This window comes from Ferdinandcohnia salidurans (assembly GCF_042680725.1).
Taxonomy (GTDB): Bacteria; Bacillota; Bacilli; order Bacillales; family Bacillaceae_L; genus Ferdinandcohnia; species Ferdinandcohnia salidurans.
In genome coordinates this window covers 194769-218708 of record NZ_JBHUEK010000010.1, presented here as the reverse complement: position 1 = coordinate 218708, position 23940 = coordinate 194769, and the positions used below count along the sequence as shown (strand labels likewise).

At 38.5% G+C, this 23940-nt stretch carries 23 protein-coding genes; 3 read left to right on the top strand and 20 right to left on the bottom strand.

The genetic code is table 11. The annotated features are described in order from the left end of the window. Nucleotides 1-10: 10 nt before the first annotated feature. Nucleotides 11-730, bottom strand: coding sequence for a lactate utilization iron-sulfur protein LutA (locus tag ACFSFW_RS08370; RefSeq protein ID WP_388037100.1), 720 nt, complete (start codon nucleotides 728-730; stop codon nucleotides 11-13). A gap of 247 nt (nucleotides 731-977) precedes the next feature. Then, a complete protein-coding gene (locus tag ACFSFW_RS08365) occupies nucleotides 978-1697 on the bottom strand; it encodes a FadR/GntR family transcriptional regulator (RefSeq protein WP_388037097.1) in 720 nt (239 codons plus the stop codon). A 228-nt stretch (nucleotides 1698-1925) separates the two neighbouring features. On the opposite strand from ACFSFW_RS08365, the gene ACFSFW_RS08360 reads away from it, so the two are divergent. Further along, complete coding sequence (locus tag ACFSFW_RS08360) at nucleotides 1926-3617, top strand: L-lactate permease (protein WP_388037094.1); 1692 nt, start codon at nucleotides 1926-1928, stop codon at nucleotides 3615-3617. A 71-nt stretch (nucleotides 3618-3688) separates the two neighbouring features. Here ACFSFW_RS08360 and ACFSFW_RS08355 read toward each other — a convergent pair whose 3' ends face one another. The 16 genes from ACFSFW_RS08355 to ACFSFW_RS08280 form a co-directional block, all read right to left on the bottom strand. Beyond that, complete coding sequence (locus ACFSFW_RS08355; RefSeq protein ID WP_388037091.1) at nucleotides 3689-4285, bottom strand: NADPH-dependent FMN reductase; 597 nt, start codon at nucleotides 4283-4285, stop codon at nucleotides 3689-3691. A gap of 79 nt (nucleotides 4286-4364) precedes the next feature. Then, nucleotides 4365-5114: an amino acid ABC transporter ATP-binding protein gene (locus ACFSFW_RS08350; protein WP_388037089.1), complete on the bottom strand. Its 750-nt coding sequence runs from the start codon at nucleotides 5112-5114 to the stop codon at nucleotides 4365-4367. A 12-nt stretch (nucleotides 5115-5126) separates the two neighbouring features. Continuing rightward, nucleotides 5127-5831 carry an amino acid ABC transporter permease gene (locus ACFSFW_RS08345; RefSeq protein WP_388037431.1) on the bottom strand — a complete coding sequence of 235 codons (705 nt, stop codon included), beginning with the start codon at nucleotides 5829-5831 and terminating at the stop codon, nucleotides 5127-5129. Then, the gene (locus ACFSFW_RS08340; RefSeq protein WP_388037086.1) at nucleotides 5815-6651 is read right to left on the bottom strand and encodes an amino acid ABC transporter substrate-binding protein; all 837 of its coding nucleotides are present in this window, start codon (nucleotides 6649-6651) and stop codon (nucleotides 5815-5817) included. Before ACFSFW_RS08340 ends, ACFSFW_RS08345 begins: the two co-directional genes overlap by 17 nt. A 208-nt stretch (nucleotides 6652-6859) precedes the next feature. Beyond that, the gene (locus ACFSFW_RS08335; RefSeq protein ID WP_388037084.1) at nucleotides 6860-9058 is read right to left on the bottom strand and encodes a helix-turn-helix domain-containing protein; all 2199 of its coding nucleotides are present in this window, start codon (nucleotides 9056-9058) and stop codon (nucleotides 6860-6862) included. A 90-nt stretch (nucleotides 9059-9148) separates the two neighbouring features. Next, a complete protein-coding gene (locus ACFSFW_RS08330) occupies nucleotides 9149-10273 on the bottom strand; it encodes an acyl-CoA dehydrogenase family protein (RefSeq protein ID WP_388037081.1) in 1125 nt (374 codons plus the stop codon). A gap of 13 nt (nucleotides 10274-10286) precedes the next feature. Beyond that, entirely contained in the window at nucleotides 10287-11018 is a 732-nt protein-coding gene (locus ACFSFW_RS08325; RefSeq protein WP_388037078.1) for an ABC transporter ATP-binding protein, read from the bottom strand. Continuing rightward, nucleotides 11015-11785, bottom strand: coding sequence for an ABC transporter ATP-binding protein (locus ACFSFW_RS08320; RefSeq protein ID WP_388037075.1), 771 nt, complete (start codon nucleotides 11783-11785; stop codon nucleotides 11015-11017). Before ACFSFW_RS08320 ends, ACFSFW_RS08325 begins: the two co-directional genes overlap by 4 nt. After that, a complete protein-coding gene (locus tag ACFSFW_RS08315; RefSeq protein WP_388037073.1) occupies nucleotides 11760-12794 on the bottom strand; it encodes a branched-chain amino acid ABC transporter permease in 1035 nt (344 codons plus the stop codon). The genes ACFSFW_RS08320 and ACFSFW_RS08315 overlap by 26 nt, the downstream gene beginning before the upstream one ends. A gap of 12 nt (nucleotides 12795-12806) precedes the next feature. Further along, complete coding sequence (locus tag ACFSFW_RS08310) at nucleotides 12807-13679, bottom strand: branched-chain amino acid ABC transporter permease (RefSeq protein WP_388037070.1); 873 nt, start codon at nucleotides 13677-13679, stop codon at nucleotides 12807-12809. 80 nt (nucleotides 13680-13759) lie between these two features. Next, nucleotides 13760-14947: an ABC transporter substrate-binding protein gene (locus tag ACFSFW_RS08305; protein ID WP_388037067.1), complete on the bottom strand. Its 1188-nt coding sequence runs from the start codon at nucleotides 14945-14947 to the stop codon at nucleotides 13760-13762. After that, nucleotides 14944-16527, bottom strand: a complete 1584-nt coding sequence (locus tag ACFSFW_RS08300; RefSeq protein WP_388037064.1) for an AMP-binding protein — start codon at nucleotides 16525-16527, stop codon at nucleotides 14944-14946. The genes ACFSFW_RS08305 and ACFSFW_RS08300 overlap by 4 nt, the downstream gene beginning before the upstream one ends. Nucleotides 16528-16591: 64 nt before the next feature. Further along, nucleotides 16592-17770 (bottom strand): acetyl-CoA C-acetyltransferase, encoded by a 1179-nt coding sequence (locus ACFSFW_RS08295; RefSeq protein WP_388037062.1) that lies wholly within the window; start codon nucleotides 17768-17770, stop codon nucleotides 16592-16594. Between the two features lie 11 nt (nucleotides 17771-17781). Next, on the bottom strand, nucleotides 17782-18558 hold the full coding sequence (locus tag ACFSFW_RS08290; protein ID WP_388037060.1) for an enoyl-CoA hydratase/isomerase family protein: 777 nt from the start codon (nucleotides 18556-18558) through the stop codon (nucleotides 17782-17784). A gap of 25 nt (nucleotides 18559-18583) precedes the next feature. Continuing rightward, nucleotides 18584-19444, bottom strand: a complete 861-nt coding sequence (locus tag ACFSFW_RS08285) for a 3-hydroxyacyl-CoA dehydrogenase family protein (RefSeq protein WP_388037057.1) — start codon at nucleotides 19442-19444, stop codon at nucleotides 18584-18586. 221 nt (nucleotides 19445-19665) lie between these two features. Further along, nucleotides 19666-20196 (bottom strand): Gmad2 immunoglobulin-like domain-containing protein, encoded by a 531-nt coding sequence (locus ACFSFW_RS08280; protein WP_388037055.1) that lies wholly within the window; start codon nucleotides 20194-20196, stop codon nucleotides 19666-19668. Between the two features lie 220 nt (nucleotides 20197-20416). Between ACFSFW_RS08280 and ACFSFW_RS08275 the strand changes: the two genes are divergently transcribed. Then, a complete protein-coding gene (locus ACFSFW_RS08275; RefSeq protein WP_388037053.1) occupies nucleotides 20417-21016 on the top strand; it encodes a YitT family protein in 600 nt (199 codons plus the stop codon). Between the two features lie 118 nt (nucleotides 21017-21134). Then, on the top strand, nucleotides 21135-21350 hold the full coding sequence (locus ACFSFW_RS08270; RefSeq protein WP_388037050.1) for a hypothetical protein: 216 nt from the start codon (nucleotides 21135-21137) through the stop codon (nucleotides 21348-21350). Between the two features lie 120 nt (nucleotides 21351-21470). On the opposite strand, the gene ACFSFW_RS08265 is transcribed toward ACFSFW_RS08270, so the two are convergent. Beyond that, nucleotides 21471-22424, bottom strand: coding sequence for an N-acetylglucosamine kinase (locus tag ACFSFW_RS08265; RefSeq protein ID WP_388037047.1), 954 nt, complete (start codon nucleotides 22422-22424; stop codon nucleotides 21471-21473). Continuing rightward, the gene (gene argH, locus ACFSFW_RS08260; protein ID WP_388037044.1) at nucleotides 22417-23940 is read right to left on the bottom strand and encodes an argininosuccinate lyase; all 1524 of its coding nucleotides are present in this window, start codon (nucleotides 23938-23940) and stop codon (nucleotides 22417-22419) included. Before argH ends, ACFSFW_RS08265 begins: the two co-directional genes overlap by 8 nt.

The window sequence follows — 23940 nt, the reverse complement described above, 5'->3', positions numbered from 1 at the left end:
TCTCCCCTCCTTAGTTTCGATAGTTTAATACTTCAGCAATATGCAAGACTTCAATTGGTTTCCCAAGTCGGTTGATTCTACCTCCGATATTCATTAGGCAGCCCGCATCAGCACCAATGAGATAGTCTGCTTCTGTTGTTTCAGCACATTTTACCTTCTCATCAACCATTCGCTCCGAAATTTGCCCCATTTTTACAGAGAACGTCCCACCGAAACCGCAGCAGTTTTCCTTGCCTGGAAGCTCGACATATTCCACGCCTTTAATATTTTTTAATAATTTAATTGGCGGTTCTTTTACACCTAGCAATCTCGTCATGTGACAGGATGTATGATAGGTTACCTTTCCTTTGAAGGTTGAACCAACATCATGAATTCCTAAAACCTCGACAATGAATTGTGTTAATTCATACGTTTTTTTAGCTAATTCAATTGCTTTTGGTTCCCACACGGGGTCCCCTTTAAAAATATCTTTGTACTCGTGAAACATGTTTGCACAGGAACCAGATGGACAAACAATGTATTCCGAAGTCTCAAAGGTTTCTATCATTTTTTTCATTGCTTTTTTTGTTTCTTCTACATATCCACTATTATAAGCAGGCTGTCCGCAGCAAACCTGACTTTCCGGAAACACCACTTCACAGCCGAGATGTTCTAGTAATTCAACCGTCGCTTTCCCCACATTTGTTTGAAACATGTCAACAAGGCAGGTGGCAAATAAGGTGACTTTCATTTTTGTATTTCCCCCTTTAGCAAAACATGTGAACAGGTCATCTGATGACCTTATCACAAGACTATGTTACTACTTTTTTTTATATTATGAAAGTTTATTTTTGAGATTCTTTAAAAAATCCCATATGTTTTCCTCAACAATGTTAAGTTATGTTGATTGCACTTCTTGCTGCAACTTAATCCCAATAATCACTTAAAACGATATTTAGAGGAAATGATGACATCATTTCCTCTTTTTATAACTGCTCTTAATCCGTCTCTAGAAAATATTTACTTAGGATATTTTCCACATTTTCAAGGTGCAAAAGCATGGCTAACCGCGATTTTTCCTCGTTTCTTTCTTCAATTGCTTGATAAATTTTAACATGCTCTCGGTATAATTTTTCAATCGTTGTTTGTTTGGAGAACAACCAAATTCGTCTTGTTTCTTTCATCGTTTCAATCATGAGCCCTGAAATTTGTTCTAGTAAAGTTGATAATAAGGGATTATGAGATGCTGAAGATAACGCTAGGTGGAACCTGAAGTCTGCTTTCTCACCCAATTCTCCATCACCGTGTATCCCCTTCATTTCCTCGAGAGCTTCAGCCATGGCTTTTAGATCTTCTTCATTTCGATTTTTTGCAGCAGATATAGCTGCGCCAGTTTCAATAATTTTCCTGACTTCTAGAAGGTGAACGACATCCTTTTTATTCATAAGGATGGCAGATGATAGAGGAAAAATAATTTTGCTTGCTTCAAACTCCTTAACGAAAGTCCCTTCTCCTTGTTTTATATCAACTAATCCCTTTGCCTTTAATGCGGACAATGCTTCTCTTATTGCCGATCTACCAACTTGAAAATTTTCGGCTAACTGCTGAACCGATTCTATCCTATCACCTGGCTTTAATTGTCCTGTTAAAATCATTGCATGTAAGGCTTCTTCCACTTCTTCATATATTTTTTTCGGTTTGATTTGTTTATATTCCAACCTATTCCACCTCATTGAATATTTGCACTAATATCATTAGTATACATCAATAATTTATATACTTATATTTTTACCCCAAAACAAAAATATTTAAAAATTTATTGATTTTTTTGGAACCGAAAAATATAATCATATCATATAGTCATCTGATGACCTTATCTATTAAATTCACCAGAACTTGAAAACGATTACTTTATGGGGTAATTAAAACAACAGGAGGAAGAGACTTTGACATTCACACAAAACTTTACGGTTGTTGGTGACAACCTTGCTTCAACGGCAATCGTTGCCCTTATTCCAATTCTTTATTTTTTCTGGGCTTTGGCCATTAAAAGAATGAAGGGCTATATAGCCGGATTAACCACTTTGATTATCGCATTAGTCCTAGCTGTATTCGCATTTAAGATGCCTGCTGTTACAGCTGTTATGTCCGCAACACAAGGAGCTGTGTATGGTGTATTACCAATTGGCTGGATCATCATTACATCTGTCTTTCTTTATAAGCTGACAGTTAAAACAGGACAATTTAATATTATTCGTAGTTCTGTCTTATCAATCACAGAGGATAGACGTATACAGGCTTTACTCGTTGCCTTTTCTTTTGGAGCATTTCTTGAGGGGGCCGCTGGTTTTGGTGCACCCGTTGCAATTTCGGCTGCATTATTAGTTGGTCTAGGATTTAGTCCTTTATATGCAGCTGGTCTTTGTTTAATTGCTAATACAGCTCCAGTTGCTTTCGGTGCAATCGGGATTCCAATTATTGCAATGGAAGGCCCCACAGGTATACCTGCTACTGAAATTTCAAAAATGGTAGGCCGTCAGTTACCGTTCCTATCCGTTTTTATTCCTTTTTATCTAGTTGTCATAATGACAGGCTTTAAAAAAGCATTTGAAGTTATGCCTGCAATTCTAGTTTCAGGTTTATCTTTTGCCATAACACAATATTTATCTTCTAACTTTTTAGGCCCTGAATTACCAGATATTCTTTCCGCTTTGGTATCTTTATTTGCTTTGGCTATTTTTATGAAATTTTGGAAGCCAAAAAACATTTATCGTTTTTCTGCAGAACAGGAAATGGCAGCAACAGTGACAGCAAATAAGTCGAAACCGGAACGTCACACATACTCTAGTGGTCAAATTTTCAAAGCATGGTCACCATTTTTAATTTTAACGGGGTTTATAACTGTTTGGGGAGTTCCGACTGTTAAACTTGCTTTAACTGGGAATTATGAAGGAGCTAATATCGTTTTAAAAACTATAAACTCACTTGGTTATGCTCTCACCTTTAAACCGGAAGTACCTTGGCTGCACAACAAAATCATTGATGCCTCTGGAGAACCAATCGCTGCAGTATACAAGCTTGAAATTATAGGAGCAGCTGGGACGGCTATTCTTTTAGCAGCTATTGTTACGAAGTTTATTGTGCAAATCTCTTGGCGCGACTGGGCAGTAACACTCGGCGAGACAATAAATGAATTAAAATACCCAATTATAACAATAGCTGCTGTTGTAGGATATGCTTATGTAACAAATGCCTCTGGAATGAGCACAACTCTTGGGATGGTCTTGGCAAAAACAGGGGAGCTCTTTGCTTTCTTCGCTCCTGTCCTTGGTTGGCTCGGCGTATTCATCACTGGTTCAGACACATCTGCAAACCTGCTTTTTGCCAAACTGCAACAGGTTACATCAACATCAATCGGTATGGACCCGGTACTAGCACTTGCCGCTAACTCGTCTGGTGGGGTAACCGGTAAAATGATTTCACCACAATCAATTGCCGTTGCTTGTGCAGCAGTTGGACTAGCTGGGAAAGAATCAGATTTGTTCCGTTTTACCATTAAGCATAGTCTTTTCTTATTATTACTGATCTGTATTATCACGTTCCTACAAAATAATGTACTAGCTTGGATGATACCTTAATAATAAAGAAGTATGTTAATCATATTGTAATGAAAAAACAACATCACAGTGGATGTTGTTTTTTCATTTTTTTATCGAACTGTCTTCAATGCCTTACCCCAAGTAACAACCTGGTCTAACAGCATGTTCATATTATCGTCATGAATATTTTGTGGTTTAAAATCAGTACCATTTTCAAAATCTAGAAATAGTGATAATGTTGGATGGGTACGTACATCCGCAATGTTCAACTCACCACAGATTCCACGTAGATGTTCGGCCGCACGAGCACCACCAGTTGAACCATAGCTAACGATTCCAGCTGATTTGTTGTACCATGCTTCACGAGCTAAATCCAACGCATTTTTTAATGCTCCAGTGATACTGTGATTGTATTCTGCCACAACAAAGATAAATCCATCAAGACTTGCTAGTTTCTCATTCCATTTTGCAATTCCAGGTGCATCAGCTGTTCCTAAGAACGGTAAATCATACTCTTTAATATCTACGATTTCGTAATTTGCATTCCCCTTTTTGTCACCATAACCCTTAACCCATTCTCCAACCTGCGGGCTAACTCGACCTTCTCGTGTACTACTTAAAATAATCCCAATGTTTAATTTTTCTTCAGTCATTTTTGGTTCCTCCGTTGCTGTATTTTTGCCAAATAATTTGTCTAAAAAGCCCATACTTAACACCACCTATGTAGTTAAGAAAGCATTATGATATTATTTTCCCAATATCGGTTAAACATTATTCACACATTATTTATGTAGGATTTAGGATTCGTTGTAAGAACTGTTTCGTCCGTTCTTCTTTTGGATTTTTTAATACCGCATCTGGTTTGCCTTGTTCGACGACATACCCTCCATCCATAAACAGGACCTTATCTGAGATTTCACCAGCAAATTGGATTTCATGGGTGACAATAATCATGGTCCAATTTTCGTGAGCTAAATCCTTCATCACCTTTAACACTTCTCCGATTAGTTCAGGATCTAATGCGGAGGTTGGTTCATCGAATAAGAGCAATTCCGGCTTCAGTGCTAATGCCCTTGCGATCCCTACCCGCTGTTGCTGTCCGCCAGATAATTGGTCAGGATATAAATCCATTTTCTCCTTTAATCCGACCTTTTCTAGTAAATCCACTGCCTCACGTCTTGCTTCCGCCTTATTTCTTTTTTGAACAATTAGTGGCCCTTCCATTACATTTTGAAGGGCTGTTTTATGTGGAAAAAGGTTATAGGATTGAAACACCATTCCCGATTTTCGACTTAAACGAATGACGTTCTGTTTACTCAATTTTTCTCCAAAATTTATGGATAATCCATCTTCAAACTGAAAAAGTCCTTTATCCGGTTGTTCAAGAGCATTAAAGCAACGGAGCATCGTTGTTTTTCCTGATCCGGATGGGCCAATAATGGAGACAACCTCCCCTTTTTTAATCTCGAGATCAATATTTTTTAATACTTCATTTGCACCAAAAGATTTTGCCAAACCCTTAACAGATAAAAACATACCCTCACCCCTTTACTTTAAGACATGTCGACTTAACCTTCGTTCGAGTACTTCTTGAAACAGTGATAAAATGAAACAAATTACCCAATAGATTAGAGCAGCTTCCAGATATAAAAGGAGGAAATCGTACGTCCTTGCAGCAATCTCCTGGGCCTTACGAAATAATTCAGCCACCAGCACCAATGAAGCTAAGGATGTATCTTTTACAAGGCTAATAAATGAATTAGACAATGGCGGGACGGAGACCCTTGCTGCTTGCGGGAGAATGATGCGCCTTAAGGCTGTCCATCTTGTCATTCCAATTGTAAACGCAGCCTCCCATTGTCCTTTTGGTATTGATAAAATAGATGCACGTATAATTTCTGATGCATAGGCGCCAACATTTAAAATAAACGCGATGGCTGCACTCGGGAAAGGGTCAATATTGACTCCAATATTGGGAAGTCCGTAAAAAATAATAAATAATTGGACAAGTAAAGGCGTTCCGCGAATCGCTGAAACATAGATAATAGCCGGAATCTGAATGAGTTTAGATTTGGACAATCTCATGATTGCTGTGAGCAAAGCAAGGATAAGTCCACCTATAAATGATATAAGTGTGAGTGGAATTGTATATTGAATCGCTCCAGAAAGCATGGAGGGAAGGGAGTTCATAAATAACTCCCATCCCTCCATATTGGCAGTAATCGTGAAAATTAGGCTATTTTGTAGAAACATCTTCACCAAACCATTCCTGCGAAATTTTTGCTAATGTCCCATCTTCCTTCATTGCAGCCAACTGTTCGTTAATTGCCTTTACCAAGTCTTCGTTCCCTTTATTAAAAGTAAAAGCCATTTCTGAAACATCATCTGACTCAGCAGCAATTTTAATACTCTCATCACCCTGTGATTTTATATAATCAAGGACTGCGAGCTTATCATTAACAGTAGCTTCCGCACGTCCTTGCTTAATCAATTCAATCGACTGAGCGAGCCCCTCTACACCTACGATTTCAGCGCCATTTTCTTGAGCGATTGCCCCGTAATTACTTGTCAAAGATTGGGCAGCTTTCCTACCTTTTAAGTCCTCAAACGAAGCTATATCTCTATTATCCTTTGGTACAACCAGAACAGCTGAGGAATAGGTATATGGTTCTGAGAATTCATAATTAGCGAGACGGTCTTCATTTATCCCCACTTGGTTTGCAATTAAATCAAATCGTTTTGAATTTAAACCAGCAAACATTGAATCCCATTGAGTTTCCATAAACTCAACTTCAAGATCCATACGCTTTGCTACCTCTCTAATCACTTCCACGTCATAGCCCGTTAATTTATCCTCTTCATTGTGGAAAGTATAAGGTGCATATGTACCTTCTGTTCCTACTGTTAGCACTCCCTTTTCTTTGATTTCATCAAATAAAGAGCCCGTTTGTTCGGTATCGTTGTTTTCTTCATTTCCCGCATTGTTGTTGTCTTGATCAGTGCCACCGCATCCTACCAGGAAAAAAGCAAATGTAAGGATGATGGAAATTAGAAAAAAAACTTGTTTTTTCATTAATAAAACCCCCTGTGAATTAAATGCGTGTTTCTGCTTACTAGTAGATTTTACAAGTTCAGCCATTCTCATTCACAAGGTTGACAGCAAAAAAAGAGCCGTCTAAATGGACAGCTCTTTTCCGCACTCTATTTTTATTGTTCAACATTTCTACCGAATATCTCAACTTCAGTTAATGCCGGAATGGTGAGGGAAAGCTAAAACTTCTTTACATCAATTCAGATGAATCAAAATCAAAAAGGCTATAAAGCTTATACGCCATTAACAGCTCAAACCTTACCTCCGCGTCATTTAAATCGACATCTAATAGTTCAGCAATACGGTCAATCCGATATTCTAGTGTACTTCGATGTATAAACAGTGCATTAGAGGCCTCTCTTACATTGCCATTATGAAGAAGATAAACCCTAAGCGTCCCGAAGAGATCAACGTTATTTTTTTCCGAATATTGCACCAAAGCCCCAAGGTTATTCTTAATAAAGATTTTGGCTGATGCTAAATCACTTGTATTACTTAAAATGGTGTAGGCACCGAGATCATCGTATAGTGCATAGCCTCCGTCTGGATTACGATTCATGATAACATTTTTCGCTTTGGACGCTTTTATGTAACTATCATAATAATCTTCTAGTTTTGTTGTGCTCCCACCGATTCCGAAATAGGTTGTTATCTTTTCTTTTTTTGTTGAATCTGAAAGAAGTTTATAAAGTCGTTCCCATACATTTTTCTCGCTTGGTGTTTGAGCAATGATAATAAAATCTTCACCTTTACGACTGAAGATCATGTTTGAAAAATGAAAAGATAAATCAGACTTCATTTGGTCCCATACCCTTGATTTCTTTGCTTCGATCGCCACGACATTCTCGCCTGCGTCATCGGCTACATAGAATGAGCCTACTACAACCGTATGGGGTTCAAGTATATTCCAATTGGTTAAAGTTGCATATTGAATAATTTTCTCGGGATTTTCAATCGTTTCTGCAAACAATTGATTGATGAAGCCTTCTTGAATTTGTTCTTTTGTATCAAGAACGAGTTTTTGTTTAATGAATTCGATTGCATATACATTTAATACATAGTCAATCGTAAGGCGAATCAAGCGGTGCATTTTCTTCTGATATAAGCTCACGATCAAATACCCTAAAGCTTTATTTCCCTGCAAAATGGGGAGTACATGTAAGCCAGTGCCATTTACTTTAATTGTCAGATCTTCGGTACGAAGCTTAATGATTTCGCTTTTCATCTTGATGATTTCATGTCCGTATTCGTTTTGAAGGTGCTTTTCCTCCTGTTTAACTTTTGAGGTAATTGGATTCATAAATCTGTCGTATAAAAATACGGTACTATCAATCATAGCGCTAATTGTATTTGTGATCTCAATTAAATCTGCACCTTTTACTGTTTTTTTTACTAATTCCTGTTGGTGCTCTAGTATGGTTTCAAGACTTTTTTTGCTTTCATATTCGAACCGATAAAGTCTTGCGTTTTCGATTTGCATAGAAACGAAGTCAGAAACAAATTTCAGAAATTCCAGATCCTCTTCCGTAAAATAGCCTTCCCCACCGGTAGTGACATAAATAACGCCAATTGTCTTTAAATTAACAAGTAAAGGAACTGTGAGTTCAGTTCCTCCTGATACCTCAACACATGGAAAATAGGAATCCAGTGATTTATTTGAATTTACTTTAATCTTAATTGGATGGCCAACAGGCCCATACCATGGGGGATGGAGATCAAAGCATGTGTTTTCTTCATCATATAAATAGACGCAGGCACCACTTGCTTGGGTTCCTTTACATGCACGTTCGACCACTTTTTCAATGATATGTTCAATTGAAGAGTTTGGAAGGATATTCTCCTTAATCCATTCAATTCCCTTCATTTTTCGTTTTTGACTTTCCTTCTCACGTGCGATGATTAATGAGGAAGCGACATCATGACCGAATTCTGTAAAAATTTGTTCTGCTTCAATGATTAATGGAATAAATTCACGAAAGCCAATTACGCAGAGTCCAAAGCTTTCGTTAAGATTATGTAGGGGGACTGTAAACCATGTTGATAGGTTTTCATTCTTGATTGCAGTATGAAAGGCACAGTTGGTTTCTTCACGTTTATCCTTCTGCCACCATATTGCGTTTTTAAGGAGTTTAGGAGAGCAGTCTTTTACATCTAAGTGAAGTGTTTGATCGATTGTAAACTGTTCTCCTTTCCAAACCTTGGGGACAAGTCTTCCTTTTTCATAAAGGACGACTCCCACTAAATCACATGCATATTCCTTATAAAATCCTTCTAACAAGTAATCTAGCGTTTCTTCAATCGTGTCAAATGTAACAAGGTGGCGCGCCATCGTTCGTAAATGATTATCAATTTTCTTCATTAACTTTTCTCGTTCACTCGTTAACTTCAAAAAAATCGCCACCTTATACTTTGTTTTCTATATACATTCCACTCGATGTTTCGAATTCCTTCTTAAAGCGTTTAATTTATATAGAAAGGCCTATTTAAGGATTTCTTTAGCGATGACAACTCGTTGAATTTGATTCGTGCCCTCGTATATTTGCATGATTTTTGCATCTCTAAAATACTTTTCTACCGGGTAATCACGAATAAATCCATAGCCACCAAAAATTTGGACGGCATCTGTCGCTACCTTCATTGCAGTATCAGAGGCAAAGCACTTTGCAAAGGAAGCATGCTTGATGGATGGTGTACCCGATTGTAAAAACTGGACAGCTTGATGAACAAGGAGTCTTGCTGCTTCAATATTCATCGCCATATCAGCCAACATGAATTGGATCGCCTGCAGATTGGAAATCGATTTTCCGAATTGAGTTCTTTCCTTTGAATAAGCAAGGGCATCTTCATAGGCCCCTTGAGCAATTCCTACTGCTTGAGCCCCCACCATAGGTCTTGCATTCATGAGCCCTTGTAAAAAGATTTTTAAACCAGCACCTTCCACACCAATGCGGTTCGATGTGGGAACTCGAACGTCTTCGAAAATAACAGATGCAGTATTAGAGGCACGTAAGCCAAGCTTTTTCTCCTTGACACCTACCTGTAATCCTTCTGAATCTCGATCTACAATGAAAGCAGTAAAACCAGTATCTTTTACAGTGGTTAACACAACAAAAAAGTCAGCGTAGCTTGCATTTGTAATAAAACATTTTTCTCCGTTAATAATGTAGTCGTCACCACTTCTGATCGCGGTCGTTTTCAGAGAATTAACATCACTACCTGCACCTGGTTCAGTCAGGGCAAACGAAGCAAACTTTCCTTCTCTTGTTAATTGGGTTAGATATTTTCTCTTAAGCTCTTCACTTCCCCCTACAAGGATAGGATAGGAAGAAAGAGAGTTCGCTTCGATACTTGTTGCAACACTCGCACATGCTCTTGCAATTTCTTCAACGATTAAAGCGTGTGAGAGCTTATCAATACCCGGCCCTCCATATTCCTCTGGTATTGCTAGGTTCGATAGACCTACCTCATGTAGTCTTCTTATGATTTCTAGCGGAAATTCTTCTTCCTCATCATACTGCCGTGCAAAAGGTGTAATTTCATTCTTTGCGATGTCACGTGCAAAACTTCTAATTGTTTGCTGTTCATCTGTTACGATAAAGCTCACTTATATCACCCTTCTATATGACTTTCTCTGTATAACCTAAATATGTGGATTGAACGAGTGGATTTTGGATTAATTCATCTGCTCTGCCTTCAAGGACAAATTTCCCTCTGTCCATAACATATGCTCGATCAGCAACACTTAGGGCTGCCTTTACATTTTGCTCAACTAAGATCACCATTGCTCCAAATTCATCCCTAATTTGCTTCATAATATCAAGGATCTCTTTTACGATTAAAGGCGCTAATCCCATTGAAGGCTCATCTAGAAGGATCACTTTTGGATCAGACATCAATGCCCTTGCAATGGCTAACATTTGCTGTTCTCCTCCACTTAATGTTCCTGCAACGCTATTCATATGCTTCTGCAATCCTGGAAACATCTCAATCATTCGGTCTATTTTGGGGGAAACAATCTGTTTTTCTTTTCGGTATTTGAAATACATTCCTAGAATCAGATTTTCCTTAACTGTTAGATTGGAAAAGATTTGACGTCCTTCAGGAACAAGAGAAATTCCTTGTTCAACGACTTTATGAGACTTTACTCTCGTTAACGATGTATCATTGTATAAGACTTCACCTTCCGTTGGCTTGTAAGTACCTGAAATCGTTCCGAGCAATGTGCTTTTTCCTGCTCCATTCGCTCCGATAATCGATATGATTTCTCCAGGATTCACTACTAGATTGATTCCATCGATTCCTTTAACTCTACCATGATAGGTTGTAAGATTGATTGTGCGGAGTGTCATAGTACTTCCTCCCCTAAATAGGCAGCAATCACCTTTGGATTCTTCTTGATCTCCTCTGGTGTCCCTTCAGCAATCTTGTTTCCAAAGTCGATTACAACAATTTTATCTGCTATTTTCATAACTGTATTCATGTCATGTTCCACAAATAGAAATGAATAACCTTCTTGCTTCATGTCGAGTAGGATATCGGCAACCTTTGCAGCTTCTCCATCATTAAGCCCAGCCATTGGCTCATCAAGTAAAACAAGCTTTGGTTTCGAAACGATTGCACGTGCAATTTCTAAAAGCTTTTGTAATCCATATGGTAAGTTTCCTGCAATTTGGTCTGCTTGTTCAAGGATTCCTACCTTTTCCAAAGCTTCTTCAGCTAGCTGTTTTACCATTTCATCATCCTTTTTTACCGCCTTAGTTCTTAATGCCGCAAGAAAAACATTCGTTTTCATTTGTGGATGAACACCGAGCATTACATTCTCAAGAACGGTCATATTATCAAAGATTTGAAGGTTTTGAAACGTACGAGTAATCCCTTTAGAAGCTAAACTATGAACCGGTGTCCCATTAAGCTTTTCCTCCATAAACCAAACCTCACCACTAGTACTTGGTAGAACGGAGGAGATCATATTAAATAACGTCGTTTTCCCAGCACCATTCGGACCAATAACAGCAAGTATTTCTCCTTGATTCATTGTGAAGGAGACGTCGTTTACAGCCACAATTCCTCCGAATCGTTTCGTTAAATGATTAATCTGCAGGATGGTTGTTTTCATTTACGACAACGTCCTCCTTTCTTGTAACCGGACGAATTTTATCTTTGACCCGTTCATAAAGGGTGGCACCTGTTGGGATAAGTCCTTTTGGCATAAACATAACGACAAGGATTAAGACGAGACCATACACAATGATTTCAACTTCTCCACTTACATCGAATAGCAATGGAAGGTAATCCTTTACCCATTCACCGAGCATCGTCATTAAAAAGGCACCTGCTATTGCTCCCCAAATGGATTGCGACCCACCTACTACGACCATTACTAAAAATTGAATCGAGACTAATATGTGAAAGGTAGAAGGTGTAATAAAGTTCATAAAATGAGCGTACATACTTCCTGCAACTGCGGCAAAAATGGCACTTAATACAAAAATATGAAGTTTAAACTTTGCAACATTGATACCTAAAGACCTTGTTGCGATCTCACTATCATGAATGCCTCTTAACACCCTTCCAACATGAGAATGTACAATATTAAGGGAAAGGATTACGATTAAAACAACAATCCCCCAAATAAAATAGTAGAAGCTCAACTCTTGTTGTAAAACGAATCCAAAAAGATTCAATTTTGGGATTCCCGATAAGCCAGCAGCACCTTTTGTAATATCGGTAAGTCCTAGTAATAAAATAAACACAATGACATTGACACCAATAGTTGCAAATGCTAAGAAATGTTCTTTCAATTTTAATATAGGAATTCCGATTATAAAGGCTAACAGGCCTGTTACTAGTACCCCAACAATGAGTGCAATCCATGAAGACATTTGATAACTTGTCGTTAAAACTCCTGTCATATAAGCACCTAATCCAAAGAATGCTGCATGCCCAAGTGATATTTGGCCTGCATACCCCATTAGGAGACTTAATCCAATTGTGACCATGCTATAAATTCCAATTAGGATAAATAGACTTAGCATATAAGAATTATTGAATACTAGTGGAAGCACGATTATCGTGATAAGCATGAGAATCAGTGGTTTCGTTCGACTAGGATACAACATGTTCATTCCCCCCTCTCCTCACACGCGATTCCCAATAACTTTTGACATAATTCCATTTGGTGCAACAAATAGAACAAGTAATAGAATTCCAAAACTTATCGCATCGCTGTATGAAGTGGAAATATATCCTGCTGAAAAAGATTCAATAATTCCAATTAAAAAGCCTGCAACTACTACAGCAGGAACTTTCGTCATTCCTCCGATAATCATGGCCATAAAGCCTTTTAATCCAAGCATTAACCCCATATCATAGGTTGCACCTGTTACAGGGGCGATTACAATCCCGGCAATAGCTCCTACGGCTGCACTTAAAACAAATGCCAATGTAGACATGGAGGAGGTATTGATTCCCATTAGCCTAGCAGCTACTGGATTTACAACACATGCTTTTAACGCCGATCCTGTAATTGTTTTTTCAAAGAAGAAATAAAGAAGTACTAGTAGGAAAAATAGAGTACATATGACCCAAATGCTCTGTGGCATTAATACAGCTCCCATAATTTGAATTGGGTTATTAGCTGAAAAAGCAGGAAGAGACTTCGGATACGTTCCCCAAGCAAATAATCCAATTGCTTTAAGAACCATTGATAATCCAACTGTAATGATAATTAAGTTGATAAAGCTTGCACTTTTCGTTGGTGCGATTGCAAGTTTCTCAACACCAAATCCGATCAATGCAGTACAAAGCACAGCTAATAAAATAGCAACATATATCGGTAATCCAAGACTTGAAAAAGTGATGCAAAACATCGCGCCAAGCATCGCGAATTCACCTTGTGCGAAGTTAATAATGCCTGTCACATTGTAAATCGTCACGAACCCTATCGCGATTAATGCATAGATGCTTCCGGTAGTTAAGCCTGTGATCAAATATTGAATAACGGCATCCATTGTAAGCCTCCTTTAACGAAAGAACTCAGAAAGCATGCATGACTCACATCATACATGCTTCAATTGATTGTCTAAAAATGCTATTCTAATTCCCAGCCACTCTCCCCAACCTTAAGGATGGCCATACCATCACCTTCAACACCATTACGATTATCTGGTGATAGATTATAGGTTCCTGTAACACCTTTATAAGAGATTGTTTCTAAATATTTCTTAATAGATTCGGAATCCGTATTACCTTCGGAAATAGCTTGTAGCACCATTTGAATCCCATCATACGCATAACCACCGAATGGACCTGGGTTATAATCGTATTCTTCTATAAATGGTTCCGCAAAGTCTTTAAAGAGCTGAGTTTGTTCGTTGTCTTCTAATGAATCTAGAACATTTAATTTACTTCCAAGAACCAACACTCCTACCCCATCTGCTCCAACTTGATCTAAGAATCCTTGATTACTTACAGCATGGCTTTGTATCATTGGAACATCAATGCCTAATTGTGAATAGTTTTTCGCAATTATTCCTGCTCCAGGAGGACGTGACCAAATAATGATGGCACCTGGATTTTTAGGCTTAATTTTTGTTAATTGGACAGTCATATCAGTAGCTTCAGCATCAAAGTCTTCTTTTGCTACAATTTCAATCCCATTTTCTTTTGCCATTCCTTCAAAAACAGGAAGTCCAGTCTGACCAAAACCATCCCTTGCATTGATCCAAGCAACACTATCAATATTGTTATCTTTTAAATAATCAATGACATTTTGAAGAACTGTTTCATTGCTTTGTGGAGCTTGAACTGTGTATTCATTAAATTGGTCATTATTCAGTACACCTAACGCAACGAGTGGAATTTTATTTTCAGCAGCCACACCCATAAGTGCCACACTCGTACTTGTTTGAGTTCCACCAACTACAGCCGTAACATTATGTTCTGAAATCATTTTTTTCATAAGCACGACTGCATTTGTGTCGTCTGTTTCATAATCCTCGATGATAAGCTCTACCTTTTTCCCATTAAAATCTTTGTCTTTAAGTTGTTTGTTAAGTAATCGCGCAACGTCTACTTCAGGTTTACCTAACGCAGATGCTGGACCAGTTTCTGCAACGATAACACCGATTTTAATTGTATCTGAGGATTCCCCGCTAGGCTTAGCATCGCCTCCACTGTTTTCTCCTTCTGTTTGTTGTGAACCTCCACTACAGCCTGCAATAACAAATACACTTAAACAAATGACCAGAAATGACCAGACCCAAGAATTTTTTCTCATCGTAATTCGGCCCCCAATTTTTCTTTTAATTGTTCCTGAAGTGATATTTTTCTAATTTTCCCGCTGGCTGTCATCGGAAATTCATCCATGATCAACAATTTATCCGGGACTTTATAGTCAGCAACTTTGGGTCTTACGAACTCCAAAAGCTCTTTTACACTTGGTGAAGTATTTGGCTTAATTTTTACGCAAGCACAAGAGATTTCACCTAAAACAGTATCAGGCAGTCCAACTATTGCCACTTCCATTACATCCGGATGGGTATATAAAACTTCTTCTATTTCTCTTGGGTAAATATTATAGCCGCCTCGAATGATCAATTCTTTTTTTCGGCCAACAATTCTTAAGTTTCCTTGCTCGTCTAATGTGCCAAGGTCACCGGAAAAAAACCAGCCATCCTCATCTAATGCTTCTCTCGTTTTCTCAGGCATATTGTAGTAACCCTTCATGATACCAAAACCACGACAAGCTATTTCTCCAACCTCATTAAGACCAACATCTTCCTTAAATTCGTTCACAATTTTCACTTCGGCACCTGGCAGTACCTTTCCAACTGTTTCGGCACGAATTTGGTCGTCATCATCAAAAGCAGTCATAGTAAGGGTAGGTGATGTCTCGCTTAAACCGTAGCAAACAACGATATCACAGCCCATGTCTATTCGGATTCGCTTCACAATTTCAACCGGACATGGAGCCGCTGCGATAATACCTGTTCTCAATGAAGACAGATCATAATTTCTGAACTCAGCATGATTAAGCTCTAAAATGAACATCGTTGGTACGCCATGTTTGACCGTGATTCTTTCATTTTGTGTGGTTTCCAATGCTTCTTTGGCATTGTATTTTTCTGCCAAGACCATCCGAGCCCCAACCGCAATCGTACTTAGTATGCTTGGTACCATACCAAATACATGGAAGAGTGGCACAGCTACATAAAAGACGTCTTCTTCAGTACACTTCATCTCTTCAGCAGTAATGATTGCGGTGTTCACGAAATTACTATGGGTAAGCATCGCTCCTTTTGGTGCACCTGTAGAACCTGAAGTATACAAGATACAGAAAATATCATTTTCCGAATCGATTTTGATAGGCGAGAAAGGCTGGTCGTCGACTCTTTCAAGCAATTGTTCGTAACTCATATGGCCATCTTTCACGTACCGAACTGTAATGAGTCTTTCAAGACTTGTAACACGCCCAATTGCCAACGTGAATTGCTCATAATGTTTGACTCCACCAAATTCTTCGGCAAAAAAGGCAATCTTAGCCTCAGAGTTACGTAAAATGTACTCCACTTCGTCTTGTCGGTAACGAGTATTGAATGGAACGATGATGCCTCCAAGATGAGAGACGGCCATATAAATCACGACAAATTCATTCCAGTTTGGTAAACAAACCGCAATTTTATCTCCCTTGGTTATACCGATTTCTTGTAGTGAAGCTGCAAGATTAAGAGATTTCTCCCATAATTCCTGATAGGACAGACGTGTGTAACCATCGTATGAAACTTCATGATGAGGATCCTTTTTGCAAACGCTTTCTAAAAGCTCCGTAACGCTAAGTTTGCTTAATTCTTTTTTCATGTAATTCACCCCAATAACTAAAATTTCCTTTAATCAGTCAAGCTGAAGCCCCGACTGATTAAGACTACAAGACTTCCCAAATCGCCGCGATTCCTTGGCCTCCACCAATACATAATGCAGATGCGCCGTACTTTTTATTTCGTCTCTTAAGCTCGTAAATGAGCGATAAACTGATTCTTGCACCACTTGCTCCAAGTGGATGTCCTAATGCTACCGCACCACCATTGACATTCCCAATGCTCGGGTCAAAGCCTAGTTCCTTTTGGCAAGCAAGATATTGAGCAGCAAAAGCTTCATTGATTTCAATTAAATCCAAATCCTCAACTCTCATATTGGCACGCTCTAATGCCTGTCGAATCGCTGGGGCAGGTCCGATTCCCATGTACTTTGGCTCAACGCCAACTATTCCCCATGAAACTAATCTTGCTAGTGGTTTTAAATCTCGTTTTTGAGCATATTCACTAGAAGTGACGACCATCGTCGCTGCGCCGTCGTTAATGCCACTTGCATTTCCAGCTGTAACTACACCGTTTTCTATAAATCTAGCTGGTAATCGATTTAAAACACCAGTTGGTGTATCACGTGGGTGTTCATCTTGATCGATTACCTTTTCACTTTTTCTTACTTTCACCGTTACTGGTACAATTTCCTTTGCAAAAGTACCATTTTCTTGCGCTGCTAAGGCACGATTGTGACTTTGTGAGGCAAACTCATCAATTTGTTCTCTTGAAATCTCATATTTTTCGGCAAGATTTTCCGCTGTAATAGCCATTGAGCATTTCCCGTAAGGATCATAGAGCGCTTCCCATAGGTAATCCTCCATTGGTGCTTTTCCGAGAGGTAAGCCCCACCTAGCACCTCGAACGACATGTGGAACCTGGCTCATATTTTCTGTACCACCCGCAATGCTAACATTGGATTCTCCTAGTTTAATAGATTGCGCAGCGTTAACGATGGCTTGTAAGCCTGAGCCACAGAGTCGATTGACGGTTAATCCAGGCACATGCTCAGGAATACCTGACTTTAACCCGACATGTCTTGCCATATAAATTGCATCAGTACTGGATTGAATAACATTTCCGATTACTACTTGATCCACTTCTTCCGGCTGGATTGATGATCTGCGCATTGCTTCCTTTGTTGTATGCACGGCAAGGTCGATCGCTGTTACATCACGAAATGATCCCCCGAATTCTGTAAAAGCAGTACGTGCACCATCGATGACAACAATTTCTTTACTCAATGTACTTCACCTTACCTTCCAACAAATTGTGGCTTTCTTTTTTCTACAAAAGACTTCATGCCTTCAACACGATCCTTACTTGCAAATGCATTTCCGAAACAAGCCGTTTCAAGATCCAAGGCCGCCTGTAAATCCACCTCTGTCCCTCGGTTAATAGAAGTCTTCAACATTTTCATAGCAATTCGTGGTTTTTGTGCTAATTTTTCAGCCCATTCAATCGCTTCTTCAAGTACACGATCTGACTCTACCACCTTATTGACTAAGCCCACTTCAAGTGCTATTTCAGCATCTATCATTTCACCAAAATAGAGCAATTCTTTCGCTTTCACTTGACCAATTAAACGTGGAAGACGTTGCGTGCCACCACCACCAGGGATAATGCCTAAATTAATTTCAGGTAATCCAAACTTTGTTGTTGGTGATCCGATTCGGAAATCACATGCAAGTGCTAATTCACAGCCACCACCTAAAGCAAGCCCGTTAACTGCGGCAATCACCGGCTTTGAGATGGATTCAATTTTGTCATAAGCTAGACGAGAGATTCTTGACATCTCCATCATGTCGGCACCATCTAAGTTGACCATTTCATTAATATCTGCACCTGCTGCAAACGCGCGGTCTCCTTTTCCAGTAAGAATGATGGCCCGAACTTCTGAATCCTTCTCTAGCTCCTCGAATAAAGTAAATAATTCTTTATATACTTGGCTACTTAACGGGTTATATGGAGGGCGATTTAAATAGACAATCCCAATATGTTGGTCATTTGTAAGGTATTGAATTGTATCCATTGTTTCGTAACACAACCTTTCTATATTATTTATCGTTATAGTCGTACCAGCCTGCTCCTGCTTTCTTTCCAACCCTGCCTGCGCGAACTAAATTACGCAATGTAAGGGGTGCGGCAAATCGTTGATCTTTGAATTCTTCGTAAAAATAATCCATAACATGAAGCCCAATATCGACTCCTGCATAGTCTTGTAGAGTAAACGGCCCCATCGGATAATTCAGTCCTAAAGTAACTGCCTTATCAATGTCTTCTGGAGTTGCAACTCCTTCTTCCACTAAACGGATTGCTTCGATAAATTGAGGAATCATAATTCGATTGACAATAAATCCTGGAACATCTTTCTTTACTTCAATCGGCTCTTTTTTCATCGCGATTGCCAATTCCTTGAATACGCTTACAGTTTCATCGCTCGTTTTGTAACCTCTAATAACTTCTACTAATTTCATTACCTGTGGTGGATTGAAAAAATGCATTCCCGCTACTTGTTCAGGTCTGTTAGTGCTACTGGCAAGTTCGGTAATTGACATGGAGGAAGTATTTGATGCAATCAATGCTTCCGGCTTTAATATTTCATCTAGCTGCTGAAAAATATCTTTTTTTGCATCTAAATCTTCAATAATAGCTTCAATGACGGCATCACAGTCTCTCACATCAGACATACTAGTCGTTAGTTTTATTCTTGAAAGAATGGCTGATTTATCATCTTCGGTTAATTTTCCTTTGCTTATGGAACGATCCATCAATTTTTCCATACGTGCTTGTGCACGATCTAGAAACCTTTGGTCGACATCTACTAGCACTACCTCAAATCCGCAAATTGCTGCTTGATGAGCAATTGCACCACCCATAGTTCCTGAACCAATTACACCAATTTGGTTAAATTCCATGGTAAACCCTCCGTTATGTATATTTTTCATATAGAAATCATAATTTTTACAATTTTCATATTAATTATAGTGTTTTTAGGAAAATGCTATCTACCGTAAATTAGAGGAATCGGAAGGTGTAGATTTCGGAAATTAGCGGAAAGGGTGAAGTAATGCCCGCGAGATTGAGCATTTAAATAAAAAAACAGCTGACTCTGTATCGAGTCAGCTTTTGGGTTAATCTATTTATTTGTCAGTGGAATAGTTAATACATTCTCTTTCGAACCATCTTTAGCGGAATAAACAAAGAGTTCGAATCTGGCTTCATTTTTTGCATTTGCTATTAATTTTTTCTCAATTGGGATTTCAAAGTCACCCCAAGATGGTGCACCTACTGTTTGATAGTGATTTTCAAGTAGCTTTTCCTCACCATCATAAACTGCATAGTCAAAAACACCTTCAAAAACTTGAGCTTTACCAGTAAATACGAATTCATTATCCGTCTCAGTCACTTTTACATCCTTGAAAATTTTGTTCTGGTAAACTTTATCTTCATTCGTCAGTGTTACATCATTTTCAGTACCTTGTTCATTTTCATCTACTTCATTATTTTCTTCTTCCTCAGATGCTTCATCATTATTGTCATCAATTTGTTCCTCTGTTTCATTCGATTCTTCGTTCTCGTTAGGTTGATTAGATTCATTGTTTTGATTACATGCGGCCAAGATCGTGGCAATACTTAGTATGGTAATAAGAAATAGAATTTTTTTCATTTAAAACCTCTCCTATATCAAATTATATCTATTTCTATTCTGCGTAAACTGAAGGTAAAAAATACCTAGGGACAATTAAAGCTTGAGTACTTTCCTATCAATTTCAGCTATATTAGGCATAATGATTAATTGGGTAATCGAGAAAAAAAGTTGTCCAAAATGGTGCATTTTTCGCATATACATAGGAACACGTCCATTTAGACAGGAGAAATCTTTATATATGTCATTTTTTACGAAAGCATTTGCTATCCTTGTTGGCAGCACAACAATCGCATTAGGGATAAATATTTTCTTAATACCCAATAAAGTTTTAGATGGTGGGATTATTGGTTTAGGTTTAATTATTAGTTATTTATTTCATACCAACGCTGGTTTCACCATCATGATCTTAAGTATTCCTATCTTTATTGTCTCATGGTTTAAGTATCGATCCTATTTTTTTAATAGTTTGCACGGTATGCTTCTGTCCTCATTTTTCATTGACCTGTTTCATAACTTAAATCAACTCCGTTTACATATTTCACCTATTCTTAGCTCGTTTACTGGTGGTATCTTGATTGGTTTTGGTATTGGAATTATGCTTCGCTTTGAAACAAGTACTGGCGGGACAGATTTATTAGCCCAGTTCTTCTCAGAGATCGTGAAAATGAATGTAGGGATCATCATTCTGATTATCGACGTTTTTGTCATTTGTCTTGGGGGTTTATTCGTTTCTAGTGATACATTCTTACTTTCTACTATTACCATATTAGCTGGTGGAATAACTACAAGTGTCTGCACTTGGAATTTGAAAAATAATGATTTTAAAACGAGATCTTAATTTCAATATGCCCACTATTATCTAATTTATTTTTACAATAAATACAATCATATAAAAAGCGGAATTAGGTAAAATATAATCGTTGTCTTAACAACAAGTAAAAGTAGGAGGCTGTAAAATGGCAAATCAACTTGACACAAATAAATTAAAACAAGCAGAAGCTCAAGCTTCAATTGCAAAGGACATGATTACTTCCGCAATCGAACAGTCAGCTGCAAACCAAATTTTAGCAAACGAAGCTTTAAAATCAGCTTCACAGGAGATTGCTCAGATTCAAACATTAATAAGTCAGGCCCAATCTACACTTCAAACACAAACAACAAACGAATCTTAAATTAATATGGACCCCTTTTATACAAAAAGGGGTCCATTACCGTGTAGGAAATCAGATTTTAACTCGTTTGGGAGGTTGCAGGCAGTTTTCTCTGATAGGTAAATAATACAACTCCTCCAACTACATTAACTTTAAACCACGCTTGATTATGCTTTGAATGGGTTCTTCTGTTGTGGTAATTATGTTTACTTTTGGAAAACTAAGCTGAATCCTGTTACGAACTTGATTTTTTATGTAGTGGTTGTGTTGAAAAACGCCACCTTGTAAAATCAAATCAAATTCGGTCTGATGGATGCCTGCATTTTTAACTGCAGTATTTACGAGAAGTAGCAGTTCCTCTACAGCACGCTCTAATATCCGTTTACTTACTGAATCACCCAACCGAAATGCCTCATCCACTGTGGTTGCAAGAGCCCCAACATCATCAACTGAATATGTATCACTATAAGCCCAATTATATAGTTCTTCAATTTTTGTAAAATCAAATTTCTCCAATACTAACTTGGCTAACAGTGTATCTTCTCCACGACCATCCTGCATTTTAAGAACAGATTCAATGGCTTGTTTGCCAATCCAATAACCGCTCCCTTCATCCCCAAATCGGTGTCCCCATCCACCGGAACGGACAATTCGATTGTTGCCATCATGAGCAAAAACGATTGAGCCTGTACCCGCAATTAAGAGGACGCCAGCTTTGTTTTGGGTCGAGCCTAAAAGGGCAGATAGACAATCATTTTCTACTTGTAATCTTTCAACCTTAATTGGCAAGCCGTTTACGGTATCCTTAACAACTCTGGAAACTTCTTTTTCATCATTGTCCGTATCAATACCAGCAAGCGCAAATACAGCTTTTTGCACGTTACCCACATTACTCGGATCAATCCCTGCATCCTTAAAGGCAGCAAGAATAGCTTTTTCTAAAGCTTCTTTGACTTTGATAGCCCCTGCTACATGATAATTTGTGGCACCAGCTCTTCCTTCACCAAGCATGGTTCCATTTGCATCCACCAGGACTGCATGTGTTTTTGTTCCACCCCCATCGACCGCAAGCAGTTCGATGGTATTCTTATTCATTGGCTCCAGTCCAATCTGTTATGAAGCTTGAAACTTTAGCCGCGGATTTGTTAAGATGTTCTCGTTTTTCATCTAACCAAGCTGAGAGTTCTTCTTGTTCAGTTAAGCGTGTTTTGATCGTTTTTTCCATTCTACTTGGACTTGGTCCACCCTCTAAATCACGGATTTTAACAAAATACTCTGGACTTAATACTTGCTTTAATTCTTCTACTGTTAAGGTGGATTCCTTGCCAACTATTTTTTTAGATTGCTCATTTAATAATTCTAGTGTTAATGATTCTAGCGATGTTTTACCTTGGTTTGTAAGCTCTTTAACTGTAGAACTTACAACATGATGTGCTTGGCGGAAGGATAGACCATCACTACGTACAATTGTATCCGCTAATTCTGTTACATTCGCAAAGCTTTCTCTAGCACGTTTTAAAAGGGTTTCTTTATTCACTTCCATTGTAAGTAAGACAGAAGTCAACAACTCATAAATGCCACCTAGTCTCTCGATGGCTTTCCAAATATATGGCTGCATGTCATCTTCAGTATCGACAATGTCTCCGAATGGAGTGTTGTGAACCATCAATAATACTGTTTGACAATCACCCGCTACACTTGATAAAAGTGCTCTCATGTGTTCAATTGAAACAGGGTTTCGTTTTTGCGGCATGATTGAACTGATTTGCACATATGGGGCAGAAAGAAGAAAAGCGCCATATTCCTGTGTTCCCCATAATAAGAAATCTTGCATGGACCTTCCGAGATTTAAGGCTGATAATTGAACAGCAGTTGCTGTTTCTGCGATATAGTCGGCACCTGCGACAGCGTCCCAGGCATTATCAATCATATCCTCAAAACCTAGTAAATCCTTCATTCGTTCTCTATTAATGGCAAAACCTGAAGTTGTGAGTGCTGCTGCCCCCATACTACTGCGGTTTACAGTTTTGTATGCAGATTGAAGTCGAATAATATCGCGAGTCAACATATCGGTCATTGCATTTAAATAATGGGCTAATGTTGTTGGTTGCGCCTGTTGCGTGTGTGTATATCCAATCATAATTGTTTCTTTATGCTCGGTCGTCATTTCGATTAGTGCCTCGCGGAGCTTTAATGCCTTTTCGATTAATGGAAGAAGCTTTTTCCTTAATGTCATGCGATAGATGGCAATCCCCATATCATTTCGGCTCCGAGCAATATGCAGGTTACCTGCGAGGTCACCTGCATCTTCAATCAATGCATGCTCGACTTCAAAAAATAAATCCTCAAATTCGCCAGTGTAACTTCTCTTTTGAATTTCATCTTGATCAAGGTGAGATACTGCCTTGGCAATTTTTTTTGCCTCATCTTTTCCAACGAGCCCTTGTTCGACTAGCATAATTAAATGGGCATTGTGGATTTCAATCATTGAATCAAGCAATTGATGCTTTGCCTCATTATAGGCAGGTTCAAGTACCAGTGACGTATACGTTTTAGAAGGAAAAACTGTACCTTCAGTTTCAATGATCTTATCTCTAAGTGAGTTTTTCAT